The sequence below is a fragment of the Streptomyces sp. NPDC090741 genome (genome assembly GCF_044769045.1).
GTDB lineage: Bacteria > Actinomycetota > Actinomycetes > Streptomycetales > Streptomycetaceae > Streptomyces.
Window position 1 is genome coordinate 295244 of sequence record NZ_JBIVXF010000004.1, and the last position, 22583, is coordinate 317826.

The following is a 22583-nucleotide window of genomic DNA, read 5'->3' on the forward strand; positions in this document are numbered from 1 at the left end:
CGACCGGCTACCTATCGGATGGACCTGCCATGGGACTCCGGTCTGCGGCAGGAATTGCCGACGCTTTCCCCCGTACGGCCTACTTCGGGGCGCGGAGTTCCCGTTTCAGGACCTTTCCGCTCGCGTTGCGCGGGAGTTCGGTGACGAACTCGACCTCGCGCGGGACCTTGTAGTTGGCCATCTCCCGGCGGGACCAGGCGATCAGGTCGTCGGCGGTGAGGGTGGCGCCCGGGCGGCGCACCGCGTACGCCTTGCCGACCTCGCCGAGGCGCGGGTCGGGGACGCCGACGACGGCGATGTCGGCGATGTCCGGGTGCAGGCCGAGGAGTTGCTCTATCTCGGCCGGGTAGGCGTTGAACCCGCCGACGATGAACATGTCCTTGATCCGGTCGGTGATGCGCAGGTTGCCCTCGGCGTCGAGGACCCCGACGTCGCCGGTGCGCAGCCAGCCTTCGGGGGTGACGGCCTCGGCGGTCTCGGCCGGGTCCTCGAAGTAGCCCTGCATGACGTGGTGGCCGCGGACCCACACCTCCCCCGCGGTGCCGGCGGGCGAGGCCTGCCCGTGCTGGTCGGCGACCCTCACCTCGGTGTCCGGGATGGCCCGTCCCGAGGTCGAGGCGATGACCTCGGCCGGGTCGCCGCGGCGGCACATCGTGACGATGCCGCTGGCCTCGGAGAGCCCGTACGCGGTGAGCACGGTGGATATGTGCAGCTCGCCGCGGAGCCGCTCCACGAGCTGGAGCGGGACGACGGCGGCGCCGGTGACCACCAGGCGCAGCGCCGACAGGTCGTGGTGGTCGCGCTGCGGGTGGTCGAGGAGGGACTGGTGGAGGGTGGGCGGGCCGGGGAGTACGGAGATCCGCTCGGCGGCGATGTTGGCGAGGACGGTGTCCACGTTGAAGACGGGCTGCGGGACCATCGTGGCGCCGCGCATCAGGCAGGCGATGATGCCGGCCTTGTAGCCGAAGGTGTGGAAGAAGGGGTTCACGATCAGGTAGCGGTCGCCCTCGCGCAGGCCGGCGAGCTCGCTCCACACGTCGTAGCAGCGCAGCGACTGGGCGTGGGTGATGACGGCGCCCTTGGGGCTGCCCGTGGTGCCCGAGGTGAAGATGATGTCGGAGGGGGCGTCGGGGCGGATCGACTCGGCGCGCTCGCGCACGGTCTCGGCGCCGACCCCGTCCCCGCCGGCCAGGAACTCCTTCCAGGTGCGGAAATCGTCCGGGGCGTCCTCGGCGAGCACGACGACCTGTTCGAGGTGCGGGAGCCCGGGCAGCGGCCCGTGGCCCTCCCCTTCGGCGGCGGCGCGGCGCAGGGAGGCGACGTACGAGGTGCCGAGGAAGGTGCCGGTGACGAACAGGAGCCTGGCCCGGCTGCGCCGCAGGACGTACGCGGCTTCGGTGCCTTTGAAACGGGTGTTGAGGGGAACGAGGACGGCGCCCGCCGAGACCGCTCCGAGCGCGGAGACGATCCACTCCAGGGTGTTGGGGGCCCATACGGCGACGCGGTCCCCCGGCTCGACCCCGGCGCCGATCGCGGCGGCCGCGGCCCGCTCCACGCGCTCGCCGAGCTGCGCGTAGCTGATGCGCGCGCGCCCGTCGACGACGGCCTCGCGGTCGGCGTACCGTGCGGCCGCCGCGCGCACCAGTCCCGCGATGCTGCCCCAGCGCAGATCCCCCCGCGCGTCTTCGGTCATCGCACACCCCTCCCGATAGCTGACTATCCGTCAGATTAGCTGTAGCCTTCGCGGCTGTCAGTACTGGTGCAGCTCCGGAGGTGGCGATGGCGGCAACACTCAAGGACGCTACGGCGATAGTCGGGATCGGCCAGACCGCCTTTGCCAAACGACTCCCCGAGTCCGAGAAGGAATTGGCCTGCCGCGCCATCCTCGCGGCGCTCGCGGACGCCGGAATAGCGCCCTGCGAGGTCGACGCCTTCTCCTCGTACACGATGGAGGAGACCGACGAGGTCGAGGTCGCCAAGGCCATCGGCGCCGGCGACATCACCTTCTTCTCCAAGATCGGCTACGGCGGCGGCGGTTCCTGCGCCACCGTCGGCCACCTCGCGGCCGCCGTCGCCACCGGGCAGGCGAGCGTGGGCGTCGCCTGGCGCTCGCGCAAACGCGGCTCCGGCCCGCGCCCCTGGAAGAACACCGCGGTCCAGCTGCCCACCCCCGGCCAGTGGACCCGCCCCTTCGGACTGCTGCGCCCCGCCGACGAGATCGGGATGCTGGCCCGGCGCTACATGCACGAGTACGGGGCCACCCGCGACCACCTCTTCAACGTCGCGATGGCCTGCCGCAACCGGGCCAACGAGAACCCGGCCGCGATGATGTACGAGCGCCCGCTGACCCGCGAGATGTACATGACCTCGCGGGTCATCAGCGACCCGCTCTGCCTCTTCGACAACTGCCTGGAGACGGACGGGGCGCTGGCCTGCGTGATCGTCTCCGCCGAGCGGGCCCGCGACTGCCGCCGGAAGCCCGTGTACGTCCACTCCGTCGCCCAGGGCCTGCCGGCCCAGCACCACGGCATGGTCAACTACTGGAACGACGACCCGCTGTCCGGGCCCGCCTGGACCGCCGCCCGGCACCTGTGGAAGCAGGCCGACTTCGGGCCGCAGGACGTGGACGTGGCCCAGATCTACGACGCCTTCACCCCTCTCATCCCGCTGTCCCTGGAGGGCTACGGCTTCTGCGGGCGCGGCGAGGGCGCCGCGTTCACCGAGGGCGGGGCCCTGGAGATGGGCGGCCGGCTCCCCATCAACACCGGGGGCGGCGGCCTGTCCGAGGCCTACGTGCACGGCTTCAACCTGATCAACGAGGGCGTCAAGCAGCTCCGGGGGATCTCCACCGCCCAGGTGCCGGACGCCGCGACCTGCCTGGTGACGGCGGGCGAGGGTGTCCCGACGTCCGCGATCCTGCTGAGGAGCTGACCCCATGACCACCACCTCCGCTTCCGCGGACGAGCTGCTCCTGCCCGTCCCCGACGAGGACGGCGCCCCCTTCTGGGAGTACGCGGCCCGGGGCGAACTCCGCGTCCAGGCCTGCACCGCCTGCGGCCGGCTCCGCTTCCCGCCCCGCCCGTGCTGCCCGCACTGCCAGTCGTTCGACTCCGAGTGGCGGCCCATGAGCGGCCGGGGCCGGATCTGGTCGTACGTCCTGCCGCACCCGCCACTGCTGCCCGCGTACGCCGCGCAGGCTCCGTACAACGTGATCCTCGTGGAGCTCGCCGACGCCCCGCACATCCGCCTCGCCGGGAACCTGGTCACCTCGGCCGACGCCCCGCTGAACTCGGTGGACCCGGCCCGGCTGCGCATCGGCGCCCGCGTCCAGGTGGCGTTCACGCACGTCCACGGGATGACCGTACCGCGCTGGGTCCTGGAGAAGCCGTGACGCTGCGGGTGGAGCGGGACAAGGCGAGCGGGGTCGCGGTCGTCACCCTGGACCGGGAGCGCAGGCACAACGCGATCGACCTGGCGACGGCCGCCGAACTAACCGCGGTGTGGCGGGAGTTCCGGCACGAGGACGACGTACGGGCGGTGGTGCTGACCGGCGCCGGGCGGGCGGCCTTCTGCACGGGCATCGACCGCGGGGTGGAGGTCCCGCAGCCGTCCTCCCCGTACTCGGTGGACGACCCGCTGGTGGCCATCGGCCCGAAGGCGAGCGACCTGTGGAAGCCGGTGGTCGCCGCCGTCAACGGCATGGCGTGCGGCGGGGCCTTCTACCTGCTGGGCGAATCGGAGTTCATCGTCTCCTCCTCGGCCGCGACGTACTTCGACCCGCACACGACGTACGGGATGGTCAGCGCGTACGAGGCCGTCTACATGGCGCAGCGGATGCCGTTCGGGGAGGCCGCCCGGATGTCCCTGATGGGGACGGCGGAACGGCTCTCCGCGCGGCGGGCGTACGAGATCGGTCTGGTCTCGGAGCTGGCCGAGCCCGGGGAGCTGCTCCCGGCGGCGCTGCGGGCGGCGCGGACGCTGGCCGGCTATCCGACGGAGGCCGTACAGGGCACCGTACGGGCCCTGTGGTCGGCGAAGCAGGCCGCGCTGGCGCAGGCGCTGGCGCAGGCTCCGGCGCTGATCTCGCTGGGGAACCTGCCGCCGGAGCGGCAGGCGGACCTGTTCACGGGGCGCCGGGCGGCGGCGCCGGAGCCGCGGGTGCGCTAGTTGACCGTGCCGAGGACGCAGCTGGTGACCTCGGCCGCCTTGTCCTTCTGGACCACCGCCGCGGTGACCGTCTGGGTTTCGCGGGGCTTGAGCGAGACCCGGACGGAGGTGCGCTCCACGACGCCGGACGCGCCCTGGAAGACGACGGGGACGTCGATGAGGCGCGTGGTGTCGACGTCCGAGGTCACCTTGAGGACGGCCTTCGGGCTGCCGGGGCCGGCGCAGGTGACGACCTGGGCGTGTGCGGGCGGGCCGGCGCTCTTGCTCGGCGAGGGGGTCGACTTCCCGCTGCCGTTGCTGTTGTTGGTGCTGTTGTTGCTGTTGTAGCTGCTCCGCTTCTTCGAGCTGGAGCAGCCTCCGCCGCTGCCGCTGCCGCTGCTCTTCGAGCCGTGTCCATGGCCGTGCCCGCTGGACGAAAATCCGGTGAGCGCGAACACGACGGCGACCAGCACCGCGGTGAACCTGATCCGACGTCCAGCCACCATGGCTCGAAACCCCTCCCGTGGACAACGGCGGGCCACGCTATCACCGCTTGTCGGGCTCACAGTTGCCATGCATATGATCAAACCCGGCCAACGGGGAGGCGCACCATGTCCGGTTCCTTGCGGCGCAGTCGATGGTGTGGACGCTGTGAAATCTGTGAGGGGATCCGGTGCTGACCTACTACGAAGTCATGACCACGGACCTGGGCCTGCTGACGACAGCAGCCGGCAAATGGGACGAAATGGCGGGCGAGCTGAAGAAGGTCGAGACCCGCTACGGAAACACCGTGCAGAAGGTCGCCGTGGGCGGTGAGACCTGGAACGGCGTCAGCCAGCAGACCGCCCGGACGAACTTCACGGCGACCCGGTACGAGTACACGGCCGCGCAGACCCAGGCCAAGGCGATCGCGAGCCTGCTGCGGGACGCGCACACCCAGTTCGCCGACCTGAAGAAGAAGCTGGAGAGCGCCCGCGACGATGCGATAGCCGCCGGCATGACGGTCTCCGAACAGGGCCACGTCGCCTTCGACTGGGGCAAGCTCACGCCCTCCGAACGCAGCGCCTACCACCACGACCCCGACGGCCAGAAGACGATCAGCGACGCCGTCACCAAGTGGCAGAAGCACATCGACGACCGCGTGAAGGCGGTCGACGAGCTCGACCAGAACGTCAAGCTCGCCCTGAGCGCCGAAGTCGTCGACAGCAACAAGGACGCCCTCGGCAAGGGGGCCGACGAGACGCTCAACGGCTTCAACGCCGGCGCCGAGGGCAACCTCGACAAGGCCGTGAAGGAAGCCAAGGCGGCCCAGCCCGACGAAGCGGACGTCAAGACGAAGGAAGACTCCGTCAAGGTGACCGGGCCGTCCGCCGGCGTCACCGTCACCGGCGTCAAGAACGGCAAGGAGGGCCAGGTCAAGGCCTACGCCGACCTCTTCCACGCGACCGCGAAGGGATCGACGAACATGGGCGGGCTCAAGCTCTCCGGCGTCGACGACTTCGTCATCGGAGCGCGGGGCTCCGCGAGCTACGGCTTCACCGACAAGGGCCTCAGCGGCAAGGCGGAGGTGTCCGCGGGCGTCCGTACGCTGACGAGCGTCAACGCCGAGTACGGGTACCTCGGCGCCAACGGGCGCGTCGAGGGCTTCGCCGGCGGCGAGGCCCAGGTCAGCGCGGGTGTCGGCAAGGACGGCTTCAACGCCGGCGCGAAGGCGTTCGCCGGCGGCAAGGCCACCGCCGCGGGCGGCGGGGAGGTCGCCGGGATCGGCGCCGGCGGTACCGCCGAGGGCTGGGTCGGCGCGGGCGCGGAGGCCAAGGCGACCTTCGGCAAGGGCGAAGACGGCAAGTGGCACATCGGCGGCAAGGTGGGCGTCGCCCTCGGGGTCGGCGGTTCCGTGGGCGCCGAGTTCACGGTCGACCCCGACAAGGTCGGCGAAGCCTTCGGCGATGCGGCCGACACGGTCGGGGACTTCGCGGGCGGGGTCAAGGACACCGTGGGCGGATGGTTCGACTGATGTACGTTTCCGAGGAACCCGAGTAACACGAGGAAGGAGGGCCCGAGAAAATGCCCACGACACTGCCCGTACCCATCGAGTTCAGCCTGCCGGAGGGCTGGCGAGCGGCTCCTCCGGACGAGGTCGGAGCCCCGGAGGTGGCGTTCATCGCGCTGCACCCGCACCCGGATGCCGGGTTCACCGCCAACATCACCGTCGACGGCGACTTCCTGCCGGACGGGACGACGCTGGAGGAGCTCGCCGACGCGTCGGTGGTGCGGGTCCGCGCGATATCGGAGACCGTGGAGGTCGCCGGCCGCCGCGCGATCGACTCCCCCGCCGCACCGGGCCTGACGCAGCGCCTGACCCTGTCGGCCGTCGTCGCCGGGGTCCATCGCGACCTCGTCCAGACGCAGGTGTACATGACCGTCCAGGACACCGCGGACCCGCACAAGCGCGCGATGATCCGGACGGTCCTGACCGCCACCGCCGCACAGCACGACAGCGTCCTGGGAGACTTCCAGGCGTTCCTGCGCACGGTGCGCCCGGACACGAAGACGGAGGGCTGACGATGGGTCTCTTCAACAAGCTCACCGGCACCCGGCGCCCTGACTCCTCCGTCGCGCCGCGGACCGCACCGCAGGTCCGGGAGGCGCTGCTCGCGGTCAACGCGCCGGACAAGGCGTACGTCGTGCGCAACGCCCGGCCCGAGGAGAAGGCCGACCTGGTGGCCGAGTGGCGGATCCTGGATCCGGCCTGGCACACCTTCTTCTTCCGGTCCCAGCTGGAGCGCACCCTCAAGATCAGGATGCGTCTGGTCGGCGACAAGCGGGAGGTGCGGGCCCTCGACGAGCAGCTGGAGGTCAGCTGGGTCGGCGGCACGCCGAGGCTGGCCACCGGAGCCGAGTACAGCCGCGGCCAGGTGACCACGGTGTCCAAGCGGTGGACGATCGAGAAGGGACCCGACGGCAAGCGGAGCCTGACCGAGGACTTCAGCTTCGACACGGGCCAGCTGAAGGATCCCCTGCGGCAGGCGGTCCTCGACGCCGGATGGACCTGGCGCGGGGTGCTCCTCAAGCTGTGACGCTCGACGAGCCGTGACGCTCCACGAGCCATGACCACATGGCGGCGGCCCCGACCCCCGGTGAGGGGGCGGGGCCGACCAGCCGGTACGGCGGTGGTGCGGGGTGGATCAGGCCTCGACGACGCCCGAGGCGGCGATCTCGATCTTGCCGCGGGTGGAGCCCGAGGGGGTGCCGAGCTTCTCGATCGCGTCGACGAGCTCGGAGCCCTCGACGACCTCGCCGAAGACGACGTGCTTGCCGTCAAGCCACGGGGTGACGACGGTGGTGATGAAGAACTGCGAGCCGTTGGTGTTGCGGCCGGCGTTCGCCATCGACAGCAGGTACGGGCGGTCGTGCTTCAGCTGGAAGTTCTCGTCCTCGAACTTCTCGCCGTAGATGCTCTTGCCACCGGTGCCGTTGTGGTTGGTGAAGTCGCCGCCCTGCAGCATGAACTGCGGGATGACGCGGTGGAAGCCGGAGCCCGCGTAGCCGAAGCCGTTCTGGCCGGTGGCCAGCTCACGGAAGTTCCGGGCCGTCTTCGGGACAGCCTCGTCGAAGAGGTTGAAGACGATGCGGCCGGCGGGCTGGCCGTCGATGTTGATGTCGAAGTAAACGTTGCTCATGGGGTCCATCCTGTCACTCCCGGTGCCGCACGCGACCCGGAGGGGCCCGAAAACCCTCACCCGGCCGTACGGGTGCCCGTGCCCTTGGCCGCGTCCAGGGCGTACACGCACCGGTCCTTGCTGCACGCGTAGACCACGCCCGCCTCGGCCACCGGGGCGCCCGTGATCTCCCCGCCCGTGGCCAGCTTCCAGCGCAGCTGGCCGCCCGCCGCGTCCAGGGTGTACAGGCAGTGGTCGGCCGAGCCGAAGTGCACCCGGCCGTCCGCGACCGCCGGCGGGCCGGTGATCTCGCCGCCCGCGGCGAAGCGCCACTTCGGGGTGCCGGTGACCGCGTCGAGCGTGTACAGGGCGCTGCCCGAGCCCAGGTGGACGTTGCCGTTCGCGACCAGCACCGGGTCCGAGGACGGCCGCGGCTCGGTGGCGATGCGCCAGCGGTCGTTGCCGGTGGCCGCGTCGAGCGCGTACACGGTGCCCAGGTAGTCGGCGAGGTAGACCCCGCCGCCCGTGACCGCCGCGCCGGGCGCGAACGCCGGGGCGGCCAGGAAGACCGCCGGGGCCTCGAAGTGCCAGCGGACCCGGCCCGAGGCCCGGTCCACGGACAGCACACGGGTGCCGGCGGCGATGTAGACGTTGCCGTCCGGGGCCGGGGTGACCCGTACCGGGACGTTGCCGCAGGAGGCTGCGTCACCGACCGGGTACGACCAGGCCTCGCGGCCGCTGCGGGCGTCCAGGGCGCGCAGCCGCGCGTCCTGCCACACGTACACCGTGCCCTCGTGGAGGACGGGGGCCGCCTCCGGGGTCTCGAAGTCGCTCTGGGCGCCGGCCAGCTCCCACAGCTTCTGGCCGTTGGAGGCCTCCCAGCCCTGTACGCCGCCCCCGCGCGTGGCGGTGACGACGGTGCCCCGGTCGGCGCGCAGCGCGTACACCCAGGCGTCGGTGTTCAGCCGCCAGCGCTCGGAGCCGTCGCCGGCGTCGAGCGCGTAGAGGGAGGGCCCGTCGGAGGCGTGGATGCGGCCGTCCGAGACGGCCATGGACCAGGCGACGTCGCGGGTCTTGAACTGGCGCCGGCCGCTGGCCACGTCCAGCGCGTGCACCTCGAAGGAGGTCACGTACAGCAGGTCTCCGGCGACGGTCGGGGTGCCCCAGACCTCGTTCGACATACGGAAGCGCCAGGGCCGCCAGCGGCCGCTGTCGGGGCCCGCGCCGGGCGAGGGCACCACGGCCGACGCGGAGGAGGACGCCGGGACGTGGGCCTGGGAGGCGGCCGCGCCACCGCCCGGCGGGCGGACCCAGCCGGTCGCCGAGTCGGCGGCGGCCGCGTGCGCGGCGGGCGCCGCGGCGGCCGCGCGCGGCCCGGGCCCGATCGGCACCGGGGAGCCCCCGATCCGGACCGGCTCGCCGGACGGCGCCGGGGAGACCGGCCGCGGCGGGTGCTGAGGACGCTGGGGCAGGGCCTGGCCGGTGCGCGGGTCGACCCAGGGGTCGGCGGGCCCGCCGGCGCCGCCGCGCGGCTCCCGGCGGTGCGTCGCCGCGTCGGAGCCGCGCCCCGGGGAACGGCCGGGCGCCGGGACGGGCGCGGCCGCCGTACGCTGCCCGGCGCGCCGGGCCTCGATCATCGCGACGGCCCGGCCCGGCAGCCACGCCGAGGCGGTACCGCTGTCGTCGCCGCCGTCGAAGAGGTGCGGGGCGAGCTGCGCCTGGAGGTCGGCCGGGGTCGGGCGCTGGGTCGCGTCCATCTGCATGCAGGAGGCGATCAGCGGCCGCAGCTCGTCCGGGAGCCCCTCCAGGTTGGGCTCGTCGCGCAGCAGCATGAACACCGTCTCCACCGGGTTGGCCCCGTGGTACGGCGGATGGCCGGTCGCGGCGAAGACGAGCGTCGAGCCGAGCGAGAAGACGTCGCTGGCGCCCTTGACGCTGCGCGAGTCCTTCGCCTGCTCGGGCGACATGTACGCGGGCGTGCCGACGGCGACGTTCGTCATGGTCAGGCGGGTGTTGGAGACGCCGCTCGCGATGCCGAAGTCGATCACGCGCGGGCCGTCCTCGACGACGAGCACGTTGGACGGCTTCAGGTCGCGGTGGACGAGGCCCGCCCCGTGGATGGACTGAAGGGCCTCGGCGATGCCGGCGGCGAGCCACCGTACGGCCTGGGCGGGCATCGGCCCGCACTCGTTGACGATCTCCTCCAGGGAGGGCGCCGGGACGTACGCGGTCGCCAGCCACGGCACGGCGGCCCGCGGGTCGGCGTCGACCACGGCCGCGGTGTAGAAGCCGGACACGGCGCGCGCCGCCTCCACCTCACGGGTGAAGCGCACCCGGAACAGCTGGTCCTCGGCGAGCTCGGTCCGCACCGTCTTGATCGCCACCCGGCGTCCGGATGCCGACCGCGCGAGATAGACCAGCCCCATGCCGCCGGCGCCGAGCCGTCCCAGCACCTCGAAGGGGCCGATCCGTCTCGGGTCGTGCTGCGTCAGCTGCTCCACCACTCGCCTCACAATCCCCGTACGGGCCTTTGCCGGGCCCGTTCCCACCTGCACGCGCGCCGGCACGGCGGTCGGCCCCGTGCAGCGTCTCACCCCGGGCGCCGCCCGGAGTCGCGCAACCCCGATTCTGTCAGGCCCGCGCGCAGGGCGCGTCGTCACAGTCCGGGGACGGGCCGGGAGGAAGCCGGGAGGGCGTCACTGACCGAGCGGACCCGTACGGGGCTCCGAGAGCAGGGCGAACACCGCGCCCTGGTTGTCGGCGACGACCGCGATCCGCCCGTGCGGCGTGTCGAAGGGGTCGGCGGTGACCCGGCCGCCGAGCCGCTTCACCGTCGCGACGGACTGGTCGACGTCCGGGACGGCGAAGTACACGAGGAAGTGCGCCGGCATGATCTCCGGGAACGCGTCGGTGATCAGGCTGCGCCCCATGACGGCGGTCTCGGCCCCGGGCCGGCTGCCGGGCGGGGACCACAGGCGGTACTCGACGCCGCTGCCCGCGTCGTCCTGGTCCTCGGGGACGTAGCCGAAGACGTTGGCGTAGAAGACGTCGACCGCGTCGCGGGCGCGGGTGTAGACCTCGCTCCAGCAGTACGTGTACGGCTCCTGCTGGGCCTCGAAACCGTGGTGGGTGCCGGGCTGCCACAGGCCGAAGACGGCCCCGCCGGGGTCGGCGGCCAGCGCGGCGCCGCCGTACGGGCCCACCGGCTGGGGATCCATGACCATCTGGCCGCCGGAGGCGCGGATGCGGGCGGCGCACGCGTAGGCGTCGGAGGTGTAGAGGTAGATCCCCCAGACGGTCGGCATGCGGCCGTCGGGTTTGGGGGCGAGGGCGGCGACGTTGCGGCCGCGGCTGTAGGCCTGGGTGTAGCCGCCGTACTCGGGGCCGGCTCCGGCGGCGAAGGTCCACCCGAAGAGCTCACCGTAGAAACGCTTGCCGGCCTCGACGTCCGGCAGCGAGGCGTCCACCCAGCAGGGTGTTCCCTCCGCGAATGCGGCCATGGCCCGGTTCCTTCCGTTGTGCCCTTCTATGCCCCCCAGCCATGATCTGCCCGAAAACTTGTCCACAGCCTGTTGATAAGACTAATCGGGGGATTTCGAGAGGAAGCGGGCGGGGTGGGTGCGGGCGAATCCGCCCCGGAAACGGGCGGGGACCGGCCTCGAAATCGGCCCCGGAATCCGCCCCGAAATCGGCCCGGGACCGGCCCGGGACCGGCCTTGGCCGGGGCTTCGCCCGCGCGGAATTCGCACCGGATCTGTGCGGGATGAGCCCGGAACCGGCACGTCCACCGCCCGGAACCGGCACGTCCGTCACCCGGAAACCACCACCCGCAGCGGCCCGGGGCGCGGCCTTCACCCAGGCCAGGCGTCACGTAACCCCATTTGCAGGCGGCCGAATCGCGCGCAGATCACCCCTCGGTAAGCTGACGGCATGACAGGACAAGTACGCACCGTCGACGGCCGCGTTGCCGGCCGGCGCGGTCAGGCGACGCGGCAGAAGCTGCTCGACTGCCTCAGCGAGATGCTCAGCTCCTCGCCGTACCGCGACGTCAAGGTGATCGACGTCGCCCGCAAGGCCGGCACCTCCCCCGCGACCTTCTACCAGTACTTCCCGGACGTCGAGGGCGCCGTCCTGGAGATCGCCGAGGAAATGGCCACGGAGGGCGCGCAGTTGACGGCGCTCGTCGAGGGCCGCAACTGGGTCGGCAAGGCCGGCTGGCAGGCCGCCGAGGAACTCGTCGAGGGATTCCTCGACTTCTGGCGGCGCAACGACGCGATCCTGCGGGTCGTCGACCTCGGCGCGGCCGAGGGCGACAAACGCTTCTACAAGATCCGCATGAAGATCCTGAACTCCGTCACCAACTCCCTCACGGAGTCGATGAAGGAGCTCCAGGCCAAGGGCAAGGTCGACAAGGACGTCAGCCCGGCGGCGATGGCGGGTTCGCTGGTCGCGATGCTGGCGGCGGTCGCCTCGCACCAGAAGGGCTTCCAGACCTGGGGCGTCAAGCAGGCCGAGCTCAAGCCGAACCTGGCGCTGCTCGTCCACCTGGGCATCACCGGGAAGAAGCCGACCAAGTAACGGCGGACCCTGCCCGGGGTCCGCCGCCCTCCCGCCCCTCGCCGTACCCGCCCCCGCCCCTGCCCGCGTTTCCCCCTCCCGCGCTGCACCCCTCCCCCCGCACCCCTCTTCCGCTCTCATACCGGCCGTCCGCCGCGATCAGCGACGCTCCAGGCGGAACAGCCGGATCTCGCGCTCGATGCGCGCCTGGTACGTCGCGTACGGCGGCCAGAACCTCAGCACGGCCTGCCACGCCGCCGCGCGTTCCGCCCCCTCCAGCAGCCGGGCCCGTACGGCGATGTCCTGACCTTTCCAACTCACGTCCGCGTCAGGATGCTTGAGCAGGTTGCCGGTCCACGCCGGGTGTCCGGGGCGGCCGAAGTTGGAGCCGATCAGGAGCCAGCTGACGCCCCCCTCCTCCGGCATGCAGGCGAGCGGCGTGGTGCGCGGCTCGCCCGTCTTGGCGCCCTTGGCGGTCAGGATCACGCCGGGGAGCATCTGGGCGCTGAGGATGACCTTGCCACGGGTCAGCTTGTGCACCGCCTTGTCCATGGCCGGGATGAAGTGCGGAGCGATCTTGGCGAACAGCATGGTCGAGGAGACCTTCTGCATCAGCTTGACGCCGGCTGCCACTGCCATCAGACGGCCACCTTCTCTTGTGGGGTGGTGAACAGGCCCGCACGGTGGGCGGCGTGCGCCCGCAGCCGGTGGACGGGGCCGAACAGCAGCTCGTCGGCCGCCGCCCGCTTGAAGTACAGGTGCGCGTCGTGCTCCCAGGTGAAGCCGATGCCGCCGTGCAGCTGGATCGCCTCGCCCGCCGTGATCCGCAGGGCCTCCAGGGCCTGCGCGAGGGCGAGGCCGCCCTGCTGCGGGTCCCAGGCGGCGTAGTAGGCCGCCGAGCGGGCCGCCTGGACGTGTACGTAGAGGTCGGCCAGCCGGTGTTTGACCGCCTGGAACGAGCCGATGGGCCGTCCGAACTGCTCGCGCCGGCCTACGTACTCCACCGTGCGGGCCAGCGCCTGCCCGGCCGCGCCGACCGCCTCGGCGGCGAGGACGGCGGCGGCGGTGCGCCCGGTGGACGCCAACGCGGCGAGGACTGCCTCGTCGGTGGCGTTCTCGGCGTCCGCACCGAGCAACTCGGCGGGGGTGTCGCGGAGTTGGACGCTGCCTTGCGGCCGGGTCTCGTCCAGGGTGGTCTGCCGCGACCGGGCCAGTCCGGCCGCGTCCTCCCGCACGAGGAACAGCAGGGTCCGGCTCCGGGCGAACCCTCCGGCGTGTGCGGCGACCAGCAGCAGGGAGGCGCTGTGCCCGTCGAGCACCTGGGCGGCCTCCCCGTACAGCCGCCAGCCGCCGTCTTCCCCGGGCCGGGCCTGCACCCCGCCGGCGCGCCCCCCGCCGGCCCACTCCCCGGGGGTGTTGTCGCCGGTCAGCGCGAGGGCGGTGGACAGCGCCGGGCCGGGGACGGCGAGGGCTGCGGTGAGCCCGCCGGCGGCGAGCGCCGGGAGCAGCGCGGAGCGCTGGGCGGCGGTGCCGAGGGCGGTGATCAGCGGTACGGAGAGCGCGGCGGTGGCCAGCAGCGGCGAGGGCAGCAGCGCCCGGCCGGTCTCCTCACAGGCCAGCGCCAGGTCGGCGGGGGTGCAGCCGACGCCCCCGTACTCCTCGGCGACGGCGATGCCGGGCAGGCCGAGCTGCTGCGCGAGCTGCTGCCAGAGCTCTCGGTCATGTCCGGCGGCGGTGCGGGCGGCGGCCTTGACCTCGTCCGGGCCGCAGCGTTTGCCCAGGATCTCGCGCAGGGTGCGGCGCATCTCGTCCTGCTCCGCGGTGAAGGCGGCATCCATCGTCGGGCTCCTCCCGTATCTGACGGGCCGTCATGTTAGGGCGGGCGGCGACAGATGCACAGGGGGCGGGGCGCGCAGATATCGCGAGGACCGCGCGGCACGGCCTAGAAACTGACACTACGTCAGATGTACGGTTCGAGGCATGCCTGGACCCACGCCTGGACCCACGACCGGACCGCGAACCGGACCCCGAACCGGACGCCGCCGGGTCGCCGTCGTCGGCGTCGCCCTCTCCGACTGCGGCCGGGTGGACGGACCCACCCCGTACGCCCTGCACGCGCAGGCCGCCCGCCGCGCCCTGGCCGACTCCGGCCTGGACCGCTCCGTCATCGACGGCTTCGCCTCGGCCGGCCTCGGCACCCTCGCGCCGGTCGAGGTGGCCGAGTACCTGGGGCTGCGCCCCACCTGGGTCGACTCCACCTCGGTGGGCGGCGCGACCTGGGAGGTCATGGCGGCGCACTCGGCGGACGCGATCGCGGCGGGACACGCCAACGCCGTGCTGCTCGTGTACGGATCCACGGCACGCGCCGACATCAAGGCGCGCCGGCGCACCTCGAACCTGTCGTTCGGGGCCCGGGGGCCGCTGCAGTTCGAGGTGCCGTACGGGCACACGCTGGTCTCGAAGTACGCGATGGCCGCGCGACGCCACATGCACGAGTACGGGACGACGCTGGAGCAGCTCGCCTCGGTGGCGGTCCAGGCGCGGGCGAACGCGGCGACCAACCCGGACGCGATGTTCCGCGACCCGATCACGGTGGAGGACGTCCTGTCCGGCGAGATGATCGCGGACCCGTTCACGAAGCTGCACTGCTGCATCCGCTCGGACGGCGGCTGCGCGGTGCTGCTGGCCGCGGAGGACTACGTACCGGACACGGCGAAGGAGCCGGTCTGGATCCTGGGTTCGGGCACGTCGGTCTCCCACACCACGATGTCGGAGTGGGAGGACTTCACGGTGTCCCCGGCGGCGGTCTCGGGCCGCACGGCGTTCGCCCGCGCCGGCCTCACCCCGGCGGACGTGGACCTCGCCCAAATCTACGACGCCTTCACGTACATGACCCTGGTCACGCTGGAGGACCTCGGCTTCTGCGCCAAGGGAGAGGGCGGAGCCTTCGTGGAGAAGGGCCGCCTCCTGCGGGACGGGGAACTGCCGGTCAACACCGACGGCGGCGGCCTCTCGGCCTGCCACCCGGGCATGCGCGGCCTGTTCCTGCTGGTCGAGGCGGTCCGCCAGCTGCGCGGCGAGGCCGGCCCGGACCGCCAGGTCACCAAACAGGGGGGCCGGCGCCCGGAGGTGGCCCTGGCGTCGGGCACGGGGGGCTGGTTCTGCTCGTCGGGGACGCTGATCCTGGGGCGGTGATCCTGGCGCGGCGATTCGGGGGCGGTGATTCGGGGGCGGCAGGGCTCCCGGGCGGTGACTCCCGGGCGGTGATTCCTGGGCGGCGGGGCTCCCGGTCGACAGGTCCGCAGGGGCGGGGGAGGATGGAAGGGACGGACTCTTCCAGGGCCGATCGGGACGTGCGCGTGGAGCGCACCCGCCCCCGCGCACTGTGCCGGCATCGTGGGCACGAGTCCGTGCGCCCACCGTGTGCGCCCACTCGCCGTGTTGGCCGTGCGAATTCCCACCCTCCCGCACCACAGGTGAGGAACGACGATGAACCAACGGATCCGCATGACTCTGTTCACCCCCCTCATGGCCTGTTCGCTCGCCATCGGGGCGGCCGCCACGGGATGGGCCGCGACCCCGAAGGCCGCACCGGCCGCCGCACCCGCCGTGGCCGCGTGCTTCGTCGAAGCGAAAGCCGGCGACGCGACGAAGGCGATCGTCAGCGGCGAGGGGTTCGACAAGGCCAAGGGCAAGGTCTTCCTCGACCAGACCGACGGCGCGGGTGGCGGCACCGCCACCGTCGGCGACGACGGCAAGTTCACCTCCGGTGACGTACCGGCCGGCAAGTACAAGGCCTTCCAGAACAGCGGCGCCAGCGCCAACTGTCTGGGCGGCCAGGAGGCCCAGGACGCCATCAACCAGAAGCTGATCACCGCCGAACGGCAGCGCGGCGCCAAGGAGGGCTTCACCGACGGAAAGGCGCTGGCCCAGGCCGGTACCTGCGACGCCGAGCCGAAGCTGAACAACAACCAGAACTTCCACGGCCTGGTGCCCAATGCAGCGGGGAAGAAGGAGGCCAAGGACGCCCACGACCAGGCCTACAGCAGCGCGTTCAACGCCGCGCTCAAGAGGTACTGCACCGACTAGCCACTGGCTCCCTGGGCCCTTGGCTTCCGCGCGGACCCGGCGGTCGACACCGCCGGGTCCGCGTCGGTCCGTCCGGCGGCGATGGTGTTCGATGGGCGGTATGACCAGTGAGACCAGCAGCAGCGACGAGTTCCACGCCACCCTGCACTCGCTGCGGGTGTGGGACGGCCCGCTGCCCGGCTTCGATCCGGACGCCGCGCCCGCCGAGCCGCTGGCGCTGTTCCGGGAGTGGTTCCTGCACGCCGCCGCGGCCGGGCAGCCGGAGCCGCACACGATGAGCCTGGCCACCGTGGACGCCGATGGGCGGCCCGACGTACGCACCCTGATGCTGCACGACGCCGACGGGCACGGCTGGCACTTCGCCTCGCACGCCACCAGCGCCAAGGGCCGGCAGCTCGCCGGGCACCCGGACGCCGCGCTCGGGTTCTACTGGCCGGCCGTGGCCCGGCAGATCCGGATCCGCGGCCGGGTCAGTGCCCGCGGGCCGCAGGAGAGCCGGGCGGACCTGGCGGTCCGCTCGCGGGGTGCGCTCGCGGCGGCGCTGACCGGCCGGCAGAGCGAGGTGCTCGACAGCGTGGACGAGCTGCGGCGCGTCTCCGAGGCCGCCTGGGAGCGGGCCGGGGCGGAGCCGGACGCCTCGGCCCCGACCTGGACCCGGTACGTACTCGACCCGACCGAAGTCGAGTTCTTCCAGGGCGACCCGGCCCGCCGCCACATCCGGCTCCGCTACCGCCGCTCGCCCGCCGCCACCGCCTGGACCCGCGAGCTGCTCTGGCCCTGAAGGCCGCCTGTGTCAGGCGGCGTCCGGGCGGAACACCGCCACCCGGACACCCTCCGCCGCCTCGCGGAAGGCGACTTGGAGCCGCATGCCGATCCGCAGGTCCGCCGGGTCGCGGTCGACGACCTCCGTCATCATGCGCGGGCCCTCGGCCAGGTCCACCACGGCCGCCGTGTACGGGACGCGCGTCCCGAACGGCGGGAGGTCGTTGCGGTGGATCACCGACCACGTGTAGAGGGTGGCGCGGCCGCTCGCGGGCTCCCAGGCCACCCGCTCCTCGCCGGCCCAGCAGTACGGGCAGAACTCGCGCGGGTAGTGGTGGGCCCGCCCGCAGTCCGCGCAGCGGCGCAGCAGGAGCCGGCCCTCGGCGGCCGCGTCCCAGTAGGGGCGGGTGAAGTCGTCGGTCTCGGGGAGGTCGTAGCGCGCGCTCGCCGAACTCACAGAACTCACAGGAACAGTCCCGTCGCCGAGTCGAGGGACCAGGTCTGCCAGGCCATCGCGAAGAGCGCGACGAGCGAGATCAGGGCCATCATCGCGTTCTGCCCCTGCTCGGCCCAGTCGTGGATCATCAGCACCAAATACAGCAGGTTCAGGAGCAGGCCGCCGACGAGCGCGATCGGGGTCAGGAATCCGAGTACCAGCCCCAGTCCGAGGGCGAGTTCCGCGTAGACGACGACGTACGCCATCAGCCGCGGGCGCGGCTGGACGACCTTCTCGAAGCCGCCCTTCACGAACGGCCAGCGGTGCTTGCCGGCGACGTCCGCGGCCCAGGCGATGCCGGTGCCGCGTTCGAACCAGCCCTTCTTGTCCTTGTGCCGCCAGCTCTCCAGCCACCACAGGCCGAGCCCTATCCGGAGCACGGCGAGCCACTCGGCCCCACTGAGCCAGATGGTCTGCATCGGCCCACCCCTTCCTAGATCTGACGGTACGTCAGTTCAGCGGATCCGCGCCGTTCCCGCAAGGCCCCGAACCGGAACCACACGCAACCGCCCACCCTTCGCGGGCGTCCCCAAAATTGAGCGTGTTCGAAATTTCGAGCAGAGCCGCGCGATGAGCCACGACGCCCGACAGACCACGGGGCAGCAGCCCGCCTGGGGCGCCCACGTACCGCCGTCACCACCGATGCGGCGGAGCACGAAGCGGCTGATCGCTCTCGCCCTGCTCTCGGGCCCCGGGCCCCCGCTCGTCCGGTTCGGGGTGTTCCTGTGGGCGTTCGCCGACGGCGGCACCTGGGGAACGCAACCCTCCCCCCGCTCCGAAGCGGTGTCGCAGTTCGGCGCCGCCCTGCCGTCCGGGACGGCCGGGGAGGCCTGCATCGATGTCCTCGAAGGCGGCTGCATCAGCCAGCGGGAAGGTTCGTTCGTCCTGTGGACGGACGAGCAGCGCGCCAAGGTCACGTTCCGGACGTACCCCGTGTGAGGCGCGCCGCCGGCGGCCGTCCCGGGCCCGCCCCTCTCCCTCGGGCCGCCGCCCAACCGCCCCGTGATCGATCCGCAATCGATTCCCTCCTCGTCCGAGACCCATCAACGCTGTGTGTCGATACGCTCACTCCTCATGCCCGGAGTCTCCACACCCCCCGACATGTCCACCCAGCCCCGCCCGGTCTACGTGATCGGCGCCGGGCCCGGCGGCCTCGCCGCGGCCGCCGCGCTGCGCGCCCGCGGGGTGCGCGCGGTGGTCGTCGAGAAGTCCGATGCCGTCGCCACCTCCTGGCGGGGGCACTACGACCGGCTCCACCTGCACACCACCCGCCGGCTCTCCGCCCTCCCCGGGCTGGCCATGCCGCGCCGGTTCGGGCGGTGGGTGTCGCGGGACAACGTGGTGCGGTACCTGGAGAAGTACGCCGAGTTCCACGGGCTGGAGCTCGTCACCGGCGTCGAGGTGACCCGGATCGACCCCGCCCCCGGCGGGGACGGCTGGCTGCTGCACGCCACCGGCGGGCGGGTGCTCGACGCCCGGGCCGTCGTCGTCGCCACCGGGTTCAACCACACGCCCGCGCTCCCCGACTGGCCGGGCCGGGGCACGTACACCGGGCAGCTGCTGCACGCCCGCGACTACCGCAACGCCACGCCGTACGAGGGCCGGGACGTGCTCGTCGTCGGTACCGGCAACACGGGCGCCGAGATAGCCGTCGACCTGGTCGAGGGCGGGGCCGCCCGGGTGCGGCTCGCCGTGCGCACCGCCCCGCACATCGTGCGCCGCTCCACCGCGGGCTGGCCCGCGCAGCGCAGCGGGATCCTGGTGCGGCGGCTGCCGGTACGGCTCGTGGACCGGCTCTGCGCGCTCATCGCCAAGGCCTCCGTCCCCGACCTGACGGCGTACGGACTCCCCCGCCCCGACACCGGCCTCTACAGCAGGGTCAAGGAGGGCGCGGTCCCGGTCCAGGACGTCGGCCTGATCGACGCCGTCCGCGCGGGCCGGGTCGAACCGGTCGCCGCCGTGGTCTCGTTCGAGGGCGCGGACGTGGTTCTCGCCGACGGCTCCCGCATCACCCCGGACGCGGTGGTCGCGGCCACCGGATACCGCCGCGGCCTGGAGGGCCTGGTCGGGCATCTGGACGTACTCGACGGGCGCGGCCGCCCCCGTACGCACGGCACCCGCTCCCCCGCGCAGGCTCCGGGCCTGTACTTCACCGGCTTCACCAACCCCATCAGCGGCATGTTCCGCGAGATGGCCCTGGATGCACAGAAGATCGCCAAGGCGGCCTCCCGCCACCTCGGCCCCCGGACCGGCCTGCCACCGGCCACCCCCCTCCCGGACACGGGCCTGCGCCCGGTCGACCCCCTCGTCTGACCGCCCGGGCTCAGGCCCGGGCCCCCGGCCTGTACTTCACCGGCTTCACCGACCCCGTGAGCGGCCGAAAACGCGCCCTGGACCCTTTCCGGCGGTATCTGTCACCGTTCCACACACCACCTCCACCAGCTTTCCTGCGCAGCACTGTTCCTGACGGCACGTCAGTTCAGTAATCTGACTACGCGTCAGTTATTGAGGTTCATCGAGCAGGAGCGGGCGGAACGATGCTTGGATCTACTCACGGCACCTTCACCACCGACTTCCGCGCACGTGTCGAGGCCTGCGGGGAGACCCCCAGGACGGCCGTCCACTCCACGGCGGCGCCGTCCGCCGCGGACGCGGTCGCGGTGGACGTCAGCGGACGGCCCCTGCACGCCGATGTCCCCGACCTCGACCGGTTCTTCCGGCCCGGGTCCGTGGCCGTCATCGGCGCCTCCGACGCCGAAGGCAGACCGAACACCGGCATCACCCGCCAGCTCATCGCCTGGGCGGAGCGCGTCGGCGCCCGGATCCACCCCGTGCACCCCACCCGCCCCACCGTCTTCGGGCTGGCCTGCCACGCCTCCGTGGCCGACCTGCCCGAGCAGGTGGACCTCGCCGTCCTCCTCGTCGGCGATCCGCTGCCCGTGATCGAGGAACTGGCGGAGGCCAAGGTGAAGTTCGCCGTCGCCTTCGCCTCCGGCTTCGCCGAGACCGGCGACGCGGGCGCCGCCGCGCAGGAGCGGCTCGCCGCCGCCGTCCGGCGGTCGGGCCTGCGCCTCCTCGGCCCCAACACCAACCTCAACGCCTTCGAGAAGTTCCGCGAGGACCTCGACGGCCCGGCGATCGCGCTGATCACCCAGTCCGGCCACCAGGGCCGGCCCGTCTACACCCTCCAGGAGCTGGGCATCCGGCTCTCCCACTGGGCCCCCACGGGCAACGAGGCCGACCTCGAAACCTCCGACTTCATCTCCTACTTCGCCGAGCAGCCCGAGGTCGGCGCCATCGCCTGCTACGTCGAGGGCCTCAAGGACGGCCGCCAGTTCCTCCTGGCCGCCGACCGGGCCGCCCGCAACGGCGTCCCCGTCGTCGCCGTCAAAGTCGGCCGCACCGAGACCGGCGCCCGGATGGCCGCCTCCCACACCGGGAAGCTGACCGGCGCCGACACCGTCGTCGACGCCGCGATGCGCCAGTTCGGCGTCATCCGCGTCGACGGGCTGGACGAGCTCCAGGACACCGCCGCCCTCCTCGCCCGGGCCCGCAAACCGCTGGCCGACGGGGTGGTCGTGTACTCCATCTCCGGTGGCACCGGAGCCCACTTCTCCGACCTGGCGACCGAGGCCGGGCTCAGCCTGCCCACCCTCTCCCGGGCCAAGCAGGACGAGCTGCACCAGTGGATACCGCCGTACCTGAACGTCTCCAACCCCGTCGACAACGGCGGTCACCCGGTCGGCGACTGGCGCGGCCGCAAGATCATCGACGCCATCCTCGCCGACCCGGCGGTGGGCGTGCTGATCTGCCCGATCACCGGCCCCTTCCCCCCGATGAGCGACAAGCTCGCCCAGGACCTGGCGGACGCGGCGGAAGCCACGGACAAGCTCATCTGCGTGATCTGGGGCTCTCCGGTCGGCACCGAGGAGGCCTACCGCACCACCCTGCTCGGCTCCTCCCGCGTGGCCACGTTCCGTACGTTCGGCAACTGCATCACCGCCGTCCGCGCCTACCTCGGCCACCACCGGTTCACGGCCGCGTACCGCTCCCCCTTCGAGGACGCGCCGCGGACCCCGTCCCCCTCGTACCGCAAGGCGCAGGCGCTCATGCGCCCGGGCCAGCAGCTCAGCGAGCACGCGGCGAAGCAGCTGCTGCGGGCGTACGGGATACGGGTCCCCCGCGAGCAGCTCGTGACCAGCGCGGCGGCCGCGGTACGGGCGGCGGGGCTGGTCGGCTACCCGGTGGTGATGAAGGCCTCGGGACCGCAGCTCGCGCACAAGACGGAGCTGGGCCTGGTCAAGATCGGCCTGACCTCGGCGAGCCAGATCCGGGACGCGTACCGGGAGCTGACGGACATCGCCCGCTACGAGAACGTCCCGCTGGACGGCATCCTCGTCTGCCAGATGGTGGAGCGTGGGGTCGAGATGGTCGTCGGCGTCACCCAGGACGACCTCTTCGGCCCGACGGTGACGGTGGGCCTGGGCGGGGTCCTGGTGGAGGTCCTGCACGACGCGGCGGTACGCGTCCCGCCGTTCGGCGAGGACCAGGCGCGGGCGATGCTGACCGAACTGCGCGGGCATGCGCTGCTGGAGGGGGTGCGGGGGGCGCCGCCGGCGGACGTGGACGCGCTGGTGGAGGTCGTGCTGCGGGTGCAGCGGATGGCGCTGGAGCTGGGGGGTGTGCTGTCGGAACTGGACATCAACCCGCTGATGGTGCTTCCGCGGGGGCAGGGGGCGGTGGCGCTGGACGCGCTCGCCATCTGCCGCTGAGCCGCCGCCGCGCGGGCCATTTCAGCCCCGTCGGCGTTGTTGAGGCGCGGGGGCGCGGGGGCGCGGGGGCGCGGGGGCGCGGGGGCGGAGCCCCCACAACGG

22 protein-coding genes are annotated in these 22583 nt (G+C 72.6%); 13 read left to right on the plus strand and 9 right to left on the minus strand.

Going from position 1 to position 22583, the window contains the following annotated elements; all coding sequences use genetic code 11:
* Nucleotides 1-79: 79 nt before the first annotated feature.
* Nucleotides 80-1693 carry a FadD3 family acyl-CoA ligase gene (locus tag ACIQU4_RS13465; RefSeq protein ID WP_403728984.1) on the minus strand — a complete coding sequence of 538 codons (1614 nt, stop codon included), beginning with the start codon at nt 1691-1693 and terminating at the stop codon, nt 80-82.
* A gap of 86 nt (nt 1694-1779) precedes the next feature.
* Here ACIQU4_RS13465 and ACIQU4_RS13470 point away from each other — a divergent pair, with 86 nt between their 5' ends.
* The 3 genes from ACIQU4_RS13470 to ACIQU4_RS13480 are packed head-to-tail and all read left to right on the plus strand — an operon-like array spanning nt 1780 to nt 4167.
* Complete coding sequence (locus ACIQU4_RS13470) at nt 1780-2931, plus strand: lipid-transfer protein (protein ID WP_403728987.1); 1152 nt, start codon at nt 1780-1782, stop codon at nt 2929-2931.
* A gap of 4 nt (nt 2932-2935) precedes the next feature.
* Complete coding sequence (locus ACIQU4_RS13475; RefSeq protein ID WP_403728990.1) at nt 2936-3391, plus strand: Zn-ribbon domain-containing OB-fold protein; 456 nt, start codon at nt 2936-2938, stop codon at nt 3389-3391.
* Complete coding sequence (locus tag ACIQU4_RS13480; RefSeq protein ID WP_403728993.1) at nt 3388-4167, plus strand: enoyl-CoA hydratase/isomerase family protein; 780 nt, start codon at nt 3388-3390, stop codon at nt 4165-4167. Before ACIQU4_RS13475 ends, ACIQU4_RS13480 begins: the two co-directional genes overlap by 4 nt.
* Here ACIQU4_RS13480 and ACIQU4_RS13485 read toward each other — a convergent pair.
* Nucleotides 4164-4652, minus strand: a complete 489-nt coding sequence (locus tag ACIQU4_RS13485; RefSeq protein ID WP_403728996.1) for a hypothetical protein — start codon at nt 4650-4652, stop codon at nt 4164-4166. The genes ACIQU4_RS13480 and ACIQU4_RS13485 overlap by 4 nt on opposite strands.
* 188 nt (nt 4653-4840) lie before the next feature.
* On the opposite strand from ACIQU4_RS13485, the gene ACIQU4_RS13490 reads away from it, so the two are divergent.
* From ACIQU4_RS13490 to ACIQU4_RS13500, 3 genes are read left to right on the plus strand one after another with little or no spacing between them, the layout of a single operon-like run.
* Complete coding sequence (locus ACIQU4_RS13490; RefSeq protein ID WP_403728998.1) at nt 4841-6160, plus strand: hypothetical protein; 1320 nt, start codon at nt 4841-4843, stop codon at nt 6158-6160.
* 50 nt (nt 6161-6210) lie between these two features.
* Nucleotides 6211-6708, plus strand: coding sequence for a hypothetical protein (locus ACIQU4_RS13495; RefSeq protein ID WP_403729001.1), 498 nt, complete (start codon nt 6211-6213; stop codon nt 6706-6708).
* Between the two features lie 2 nt (nt 6709-6710).
* Entirely contained in the window at nt 6711-7223 is a 513-nt protein-coding gene (locus ACIQU4_RS13500; RefSeq protein ID WP_403729004.1) for a hypothetical protein, read from the plus strand.
* Nucleotides 7224-7331: 108 nt separating this feature from the next.
* Here the strand turns inward: ACIQU4_RS13500 and ACIQU4_RS13505 are convergent, their stop codons facing one another.
* From ACIQU4_RS13505 to ACIQU4_RS13515, 3 genes are all read right to left on the minus strand, one after another.
* On the minus strand, nt 7332-7826 hold the full coding sequence (locus ACIQU4_RS13505) for a peptidylprolyl isomerase (RefSeq protein ID WP_403729007.1): 495 nt from the start codon (nt 7824-7826) through the stop codon (nt 7332-7334).
* Between the two features lie 56 nt (nt 7827-7882).
* Nucleotides 7883-10309, minus strand: a complete 2427-nt coding sequence (locus ACIQU4_RS13510) for a PQQ-binding-like beta-propeller repeat protein (protein WP_403729009.1) — start codon at nt 10307-10309, stop codon at nt 7883-7885.
* Nucleotides 10310-10501: 192 nt separating this feature from the next.
* On the minus strand, nt 10502-11305 hold the full coding sequence (locus ACIQU4_RS13515) for a VOC family protein (RefSeq protein WP_403729011.1): 804 nt from the start codon (nt 11303-11305) through the stop codon (nt 10502-10504).
* 430 nt (nt 11306-11735) lie between these two features.
* Between ACIQU4_RS13515 and ACIQU4_RS13520 the strand changes: the two genes are divergently transcribed.
* A complete protein-coding gene (locus ACIQU4_RS13520; protein WP_363178183.1) occupies nt 11736-12383 on the plus strand; it encodes a TetR family transcriptional regulator in 648 nt (215 codons plus the stop codon).
* Nucleotides 12384-12521: 138 nt separating this feature from the next.
* Here the strand turns inward: ACIQU4_RS13520 and ACIQU4_RS13525 are convergent, their stop codons facing one another.
* Complete coding sequence (locus ACIQU4_RS13525; protein ID WP_403729015.1) at nt 12522-13001, minus strand: nitroreductase family deazaflavin-dependent oxidoreductase; 480 nt, start codon at nt 12999-13001, stop codon at nt 12522-12524.
* Entirely contained in the window at nt 13001-14200 is a 1200-nt protein-coding gene (locus tag ACIQU4_RS13530; protein WP_403729018.1) for an acyl-CoA dehydrogenase family protein, read from the minus strand. Before ACIQU4_RS13530 ends, ACIQU4_RS13525 begins: the two co-directional genes overlap by 1 nt.
* 142 nt (nt 14201-14342) lie before the next feature.
* On the opposite strand from ACIQU4_RS13530, the gene ACIQU4_RS13535 reads away from it, so the two are divergent.
* The 3 genes from ACIQU4_RS13535 (at nt 14343) to ACIQU4_RS13545 (ending at nt 17232) form a co-directional block, all read left to right on the plus strand.
* Complete coding sequence (locus ACIQU4_RS13535) at nt 14343-15557, plus strand: thiolase C-terminal domain-containing protein (RefSeq protein WP_403729021.1); 1215 nt, start codon at nt 14343-14345, stop codon at nt 15555-15557.
* Between the two features lie 312 nt (nt 15558-15869).
* Nucleotides 15870-16451 carry a hypothetical protein gene (locus ACIQU4_RS13540; RefSeq protein ID WP_403729024.1) on the plus strand — a complete coding sequence of 194 codons (582 nt, stop codon included), beginning with the start codon at nt 15870-15872 and terminating at the stop codon, nt 16449-16451.
* Between the two features lie 100 nt (nt 16452-16551).
* A complete protein-coding gene (locus tag ACIQU4_RS13545) occupies nt 16552-17232 on the plus strand; it encodes a pyridoxal 5'-phosphate synthase (protein WP_403729026.1) in 681 nt (226 codons plus the stop codon).
* Nucleotides 17233-17244: 12 nt separating this feature from the next.
* Here the strand turns inward: ACIQU4_RS13545 and ACIQU4_RS13550 are convergent, their stop codons facing one another.
* Complete coding sequence (locus tag ACIQU4_RS13550) at nt 17245-17679, minus strand: Zn-ribbon domain-containing OB-fold protein (RefSeq protein ID WP_403729029.1); 435 nt, start codon at nt 17677-17679, stop codon at nt 17245-17247.
* Nucleotides 17676-18128, minus strand: coding sequence for a DoxX family membrane protein (locus ACIQU4_RS13555; protein WP_403729032.1), 453 nt, complete (start codon nt 18126-18128; stop codon nt 17676-17678). Before ACIQU4_RS13555 ends, ACIQU4_RS13550 begins: the two co-directional genes overlap by 4 nt.
* 151 nt (nt 18129-18279) lie before the next feature.
* On the opposite strand from ACIQU4_RS13555, the gene ACIQU4_RS13560 reads away from it, so the two are divergent.
* The 3 genes from ACIQU4_RS13560 to ACIQU4_RS13570 all read left to right on the plus strand — a co-directional run bounded on the left by ACIQU4_RS13560 (nt 18280) and on the right by ACIQU4_RS13570 (nt 22481).
* On the plus strand, nt 18280-18648 hold the full coding sequence (locus tag ACIQU4_RS13560) for a hypothetical protein (RefSeq protein WP_403729035.1): 369 nt from the start codon (nt 18280-18282) through the stop codon (nt 18646-18648).
* Between the two features lie 162 nt (nt 18649-18810).
* A complete protein-coding gene (locus ACIQU4_RS13565; RefSeq protein ID WP_403729037.1) occupies nt 18811-20022 on the plus strand; it encodes a flavin-containing monooxygenase in 1212 nt (403 codons plus the stop codon).
* A 224-nt stretch (nt 20023-20246) separates the two neighbouring features.
* Nucleotides 20247-22481, plus strand: a complete 2235-nt coding sequence (locus ACIQU4_RS13570; RefSeq protein WP_403729040.1) for an acetate--CoA ligase family protein — start codon at nt 20247-20249, stop codon at nt 22479-22481.
* The last annotated feature ends 102 nt before the right edge of the window (nt 22482-22583 follow it).